Origin of the sequence: Paracoccus sp. (in: a-proteobacteria) (genome assembly GCF_046462195.1) — a bacterium.
Lineage (GTDB): Bacteria > Pseudomonadota > Alphaproteobacteria > Rhodobacterales > Rhodobacteraceae > Paracoccus.
The window spans coordinates 1-5106 of sequence record NZ_JBKGUN010000208.1 but is presented as its reverse complement, the minus strand read 5'-3'; the positions used below and the strand labels follow the sequence as shown (position 1 = coordinate 5106).

Here is a 5106-nt window from a genome sequence, read left to right as displayed (position 1 = left end):
CCGGAACAGCGGTCCAGTCCAGCAGGCGATAGGTGCCGTCCTTGCAGCGATACCGGTTCTCGAATGCTAGGGTCGAGGCACCAAGCGACAGGTTGCCCACTTCAGCCTGGGTGACTCCCACATCATCGGGATGCAGGAACCGGGTCAGCGGCTGGCCCAGCATCTCGCTCTCGCTCCATCCCAGAAGATGCTGCGCCGAGGGATTGATGGCCGTGATGATGCCGCCAAAGTCGCAGACCAGCATCAGGTCCTGCGACAGGTTCCACAGGCGGTCACGGTCCTGCGTGGATTCCGTTTCGGCCTGCTTTTGGTCATGGATGTCGGTATTGGTCCCGATCCAGAGGGTGATGCTGCCCTCGTCATTGCGCAATGGAAGGGCACGGACCAGATGCCAGCGATACTGACCGTCGTATCGCAGGATCCGCAGTTCGCTTTCGTAACGCTGACCGCTGGCGCAGGCATCCGACCACCGGTCCAGCGCCTCATCGCGATCCTCGGGATGAATGAGGTCGAACGAGCGCTTGTCCTGCAAGGCCTCCATCCCGAGGCCGCAATACTGGAGCATGCGCTCATTGACCCAGTCCGGAACGCCATCCGATGATGCCGTCCAGACATGATGCGGCATGGTTTCCGCAAAGGTCCGGAACCGGGCCTCGCGTTCCCGGATGGTTTCCTGCGCCAGAACACGTTCCGTCACGTCAACGCCGTTGACGAAGATGCCTGTCACTTCGTGACGCGCATTGGTCAAGGGCTGATAGACGAAATCCAGATACCGGCGCCTGACCGGCCCTCCCGGCGTCAGCGGCACATCATAAGGGGCCGCATCCATGTGATGCGGCGTGCCACTGGTATAAACCTTGTTCAGCAGGTCCAGATACCCCTGCTCGACCGCTTCCGTCAGGGTTTCCGCCACGGTCCTTCCCAGGATGTCGCGCTGCCCGATCATCTTGTGATAGGCGGGATTGATGAGCGTGAAGCGGTGATCCGGCCCTTCCAGCAGCGCCATCAGGGTTGGCGACTGGTCGTACATCTGCTGCAGCCGCACCCGCTGGTCCTGCAACTGGCGATCCGCCAGCACACGCTCTGTTGTTTCGACCACGATGGCGATCACGCCCAACCGGGTACCGTCATCATCCAGAACCGGGGAAAAATCGAGGTTCATCCAGACCGGAGCAGGCACATCGCCCCGGAGCAGAGTCAGTTCCTGATCCTTGAACGAAAGAGTCTCGCCGCGACCATAAACGGCCCCGACCACGTGATCATTGAACGCCGCAACTTCGGGCCAACCCTGCCGCACATTCATGCCCAGAACCTTTGGATGGCGTGCTCCGGCCAACAAGGAATAGGCGTCGTTGTAGATCAGAATGCCGTCCTCACCCCACAGGGTTGCCATCGGCAACGGCGAGCGGAGGATCATCGCGATCGTCGTGCGCATCGCGGCGGGCCATTGCTGCATGGGCCCCAAGGTCGTGGACGACCAGTCATGGTTCCTGATCAATGCAGACACCTCGCTTGTTTCGACAAGAAAGGTGGCGCAGCCCGTCATCTCGTTCATTGCGGATCCTCAGTGCGACCGCAGCCAGTATTGGGCCGAGCACCTGCCCCTTGGCAAGGTGCGGCGCGGTCACAAAGTCTTTCCGGAAGCGAAGACAGCATTGATATTTATCAGAAGATTACGTAGCGGCAAGTACTCTTGGCAAGCTCAGGTCAGGTGATCCTGACGGGCGGCCAAATGCCTGGACATTGCCTTGAGGTGGAGGGTGGCAAAGCTGCGCTACGGCAGCATCCTTCGGGCAAGGTCCGGGCAGCCCGCACGCTCGATGAGCGGGCTGCCCGACACTGCAAGATTTCAGAGGGTTTCCAGTTCGGCAATCGCCGCGCTGCAGGCTTCCTCGTCACCGGCAGCCAGGGCGGTTCGGGCACGTTCGATAACGGCATCGCGGTCTGCGCCGCTGCCGGACGTGTCACTGCTGCCGCTGCTTGCCGCCATGTCGCTGCTGGCCGTGCCAGTGGTGCTCATGTCGCTTCCCGAACCCATGTTGGCCGAGGCTGCACTGTCCGTACTGGTGCTTTCCATGGCTTGTTCGGCTTCGGCTGCAGCGGTCGGCTTACCCTCTTGCTGCGCCTGAACATCCTGACCCGACATGGCCGTCGTGCTCATGTCCTGACCCGACTGGCCCTCCAGCGGCGCCAGCGAGCCGTCCTTTGAGATCCCCTCGGTGCTGCCGCCGCCCGAAGCAGTCGTGTCGCTGCTGCCGGTCGTGGTGCTGTCCGCTGCCATGTCACTGCTGCCGGTCGCGGTGGCGCTGTCACTCATGGTCGATGATGTCGTTGACGACCCGGCGTCCGTGGTCGTGCCGCCTGCGGCGCTCGAAATGGCCCCGGACGCATCGGCGGCTCCCGACTCGCCCGTCAGGCGTGCCAGATCAGCAGCGCAGTCGGCTTGCGCGGAAACAGCCATAAAGGCGAAAGCGCAGCTGGCCATCAATGTGGTGTAAAGTTTCATCCTGTCCTCCCAGACATACCTCTCCCATGAGGCAGACGGGGAACCATCGACTTGGACCAATTGTTCCAGCGCCTCATCCTTTTGGATGAGGCGCAAGATCGGACAAGATTGTCATCCGCCCCGGAAGCACGCAAGCCGCCGCGCATGCCTCCCTGCCTGCTGCGGCAAGGCTGCCAGGGCACGGCAATGTCAGCCGCGCAGGGTCCCGCCGGTGGCTTTCTGCACCTTGTCGATGATCTTGGCACTCACGGCCTCGATTTCCGCATCCGTCAGCGTCTTGTCGCGCGGCTGCATCCGGACCGAGATCGCGACGGACTTCCGCCCGTCCTCCAGTCCCGAGAACTGGTCAAAGACCGTCACCTGCGTGATCAGTGCCTTGTCCGCACCCGTGGCCGCATTGACCAGCGTCAGCGCCTCGATCTGCGGGTCGACCACAAAGGCAAAGTCGCGCTCGACCGCCTGCAGTTCGGACAGTGCCAGCGCCGGGCGTGTCGGAGTCCTGACCTTCGGGAAAGGCACGGCGGTCAGCTGGATGGTGAAGCCCACCGCCGATCCCTTGACATCCATCTGGCGCAGCACCTTGGGATGGATCTCGCCGAAGCTTGCCAGGACGTTCGGGCCAAGCGCCATGTTGCCCGCCCGGCCCGGATGCCACCAACCGTCCAGCTTGCGGTTGATCTGCACCTTGGCGGGCGCACCGATGGCCTGCAGGATCGCCTCGGCATCGGCCTTGGCGTCATACAGGTCCACCTTGCGCCGGCTGCCGAAGGGATCGCGTGGCGCAATCTGTCCGACCAGAAGCCCGCTGATCCGCACCGCCTGCTCGCCCGGCTCGCCGCCCGAAAAGACGGGCCCCAGTTCGAACAGCGCCAGATCGGCAAAGCCGCGTGCCTGGTTGCGCGCCGCCGCAGCCAGAAGACCGGGCAGCAGGTCGGGACGCAGATGCGACATCTCGCTGCTGATCGGGTTCTCGACCCGCACGGCATCGCTGCCGCCACCGAACAGCGTGGCCGACACCTGGTCGATGAAGCTGTAGGTCACGCATTCATTGTAGCCCAAGGCCGCCGCCATCCGCCGCGCCGCCCTTTCACGCATCTGCAGCGGCGTCAGAACCGGCTGCGGGACACCCGGACGCGGACGCGGCAGCGGCTTGCCCTGCAGTTTGGTCAGGCTGGCGATGCGGGCGATCTCTTCAACCAGGTCGGCCTCGCCCAGAACGTCAGGGCGCCAACTGGGCACATGCGCCATGTCGCCGTCCAGCCGGAAACCCAAGACTTCCAGCGTGGCGCGCTGATCAGCCTCCGGGATGTCCATGCCGACCAGGCTGGTCGTGCGGGACGGGTCAAGGCGATAGGCGCGGCCAGCGTCTGGCAGGGCGCCTGCGGTCACGACTTCGGAGGCCTCTCCGCCGCAAAGGTCCATGATCATGCGGGTCGCCAGTTCCAGCCCCGGCAGGGTGAAGGTGGGGTCGATGCCCCGCTCGAAGCGATAGCGGGCGTCGCTGTTGATCTTCAGCGCGCGACCGGTGGCGGCGGTGCTGATCGGATCAAAGTAAGCCGCCTCGACAAAGACCTCGGTGGTGTCTTCGGACGCGCCCGAGGCTGCGCCGCCCATGACACCCGCAATGCTTTCCGGACCCTGATCGTCACAGATCACCACCGCGCCTTCCGGCAGCGCATAGGTCTTGTCATCCAGCGCCACCAGTTCCTCCCCCGCCCTCGCCCCGCGCAGGACCAGGTTGCCCGTGACCTTGGCGGCGTCAAAAACGTGCAGCGGCCGGTTCAGGTCAAAGGTGAAGAAGTTGGTGATGTCCACCAGCGCGTTGATCGGGCGCAGGCCGATGGCCCGAAGACGCTTCTGCAGCCATTCGGGCGACGGACCGTTGGTCACGCCGCGCAGCACGCGACCCGCAAAGAACGGAGCCTTGGCGGCCACGTCACCGTCGATCGTGACACTGATCGTGCAGGGAAAGATTGGATCGATCTGCGGCACGGTGACGGGCTTCAGCGTTCCCAGTCCCCGCGCCGCCAGATCGCGCGCGATGCCATGGACGCCCAAGGCATCGGGACGGTTCGGCGTGATCTTGATATGGATCATCGGGTCGATCTTGTCCGGCGCGTTCTGCGCCAGCCAGTCGACAAAACGCTGGCCGACCTCGCCCGAGGGCAGCTCGATGATCCCGTCATGTTCCTCGGACAACTCCAGCTCGCGTTCGGAGGCCATCATGCCGTGGCTTTCGACGCCGCGGATCTTGCCCACCCCCAGCGTCGTGTCGATGCCGGGCACATAATCGCCGGGCTTGGCCAGAACCACGGTGATTCCCGCACGCGCGTTGGGTGCGCCGCAGACGATCTGCTTTTCGCCCTCGTCCGTCATGACGCGGCAGACGCGCAGGCGGTCGGCATCGGGATGCTGCTCGGCATGGTCGATCCGCGCCAGCGTGAAGGTGCCCAACCTGGCGGCGGGGTCCGCGATCTCCTCGACCTCCAGCCCCAGATCGGTCAGCGCCTCGGCGATCTGGTCGAGGGTCGCAGTGGTGTCGAGATGCTCCTTGAGCCAGGAGAGGGTGAACTTCATGGCGCGTGCTTTCCGGGTCCGGT

The 5106-nt window shown here is 64.2% G+C and carries 3 protein-coding genes; all 3 read right to left on the bottom strand.

Annotated features, from left to right (window positions below; translation table 11 throughout):
• Positions 1–1555: PAS domain-containing protein (locus tag ACLHHB_RS12830; RefSeq protein ID WP_410218671.1), on the bottom strand; the 1555-nt coding region annotated here is incomplete at its 3' end.
• Positions 1556–1849: 294 nt separating this feature from the next.
• Positions 1850–2506 (bottom strand): hypothetical protein, encoded by a 657-nt coding sequence (locus ACLHHB_RS12825; protein ID WP_410218670.1) that lies wholly within the window; start codon positions 2504–2506, stop codon positions 1850–1852.
• A gap of 189 nt (positions 2507–2695) precedes the next feature.
• Positions 2696–5083, bottom strand: a complete 2388-nt coding sequence (gene pheT, locus ACLHHB_RS12820) for a phenylalanine--tRNA ligase subunit beta (RefSeq protein WP_410218672.1) — start codon at positions 5081–5083, stop codon at positions 2696–2698.
• Between the last annotated feature and the right edge of the window lie 23 nt (positions 5084–5106).

Bases quoted from the DNA above. Each gene is read 5' to 3' on its own strand.
- ACLHHB_RS12825 (WP_410218670.1), bottom strand. From the start codon at position 2,506: ATGAAACTTTACACCACATTGATGGCCAGCTGCGCTTTCGCCTTTATG.
- pheT (WP_410218672.1), bottom strand. From the start codon at position 5,083: ATGAAGTTCACCCTCTCCTGGCTCAAGGAGCATCTCGACACCACTGCG.